General features: G+C 69.8%; 1 protein-coding gene. It reads left to right on the top strand.

The annotated features are described in order from the left end of the window. Positions 1-691, top strand: a 691-nt coding sequence (locus D1614_RS25825) for a hypothetical protein (RefSeq protein WP_206610145.1), incomplete at its 5' end; no start/stop codon positions are given. Positions 692-719 lie beyond the last annotated feature (28 nt).

Raw genomic sequence — 719 nt, 5'->3', positions numbered from 1 at the left:
CGTCAACGTCTCCGGCGAGGTGGTCGACCAGGACGGCGCCGTCCGCAACTTCGCCGTCCCCTCGTCCTATCTCTACTATTTCCCGACCAACGCCGCCGGCCAGCCGGTGTCGCCCGGCCCCGGCGCCTCGCTGCCTCCCGGCGCCACCCCCGACCCGCGCGAGGCCGGCCGCGACCGCGTCGCCTGGAAGAACATCGGCGTGCAGCCGTTCACCACCCAGTCCCTGGCCCTCGACGCCGGCGCGCCGATCAACGACAAGGTCGAGGCCTACGTCTTCGCCACCTATTCGCACCGGCGCGCCGACGCCCCGCAGAACTTCCGCACCCCGACCCGCGACACCAATGTCCGCGCCATCTATCCGGACGGCTTCGCCCCGGTCGAGCAGATCCGCGAGAACGACTTCGCCCTGACCGGCGGCCTGAAGGGCCAGGACCTGCTGGGCTGGGATTGGGATTTCAGCAGCAGCTACGGCGCAACTCGCTCAATCCCACCCTGGGCGCGGCCAGCCCGACCAGCTTCTATGACGGCCGCCTCGACTATTCGGCCTGGACCACCAACCTCGACCTCCGCCGCGCCTTCCAGACCAGCATTCCACTGGACGCCTCGGCGGGCGCGGAATACCGACGCGAGACCTACGCCATCGAGCCCGGCGAGGTCGCCTCCTATGTCGACGGCGGCTCGCCCATCCTAGACGGTCCGAACAAGGGCAAGCCGCTGAT

The organism is Maribellus luteus, assembly GCF_003576475.1.
Classification (GTDB): domain Bacteria; phylum Bacteroidota; class Bacteroidia; order Bacteroidales; family Prolixibacteraceae; genus Draconibacterium; species Draconibacterium luteum.
Note: the sequence above shows the minus strand (reverse complement) of the source record. Positions and strands in the feature narration are given on the sequence as shown.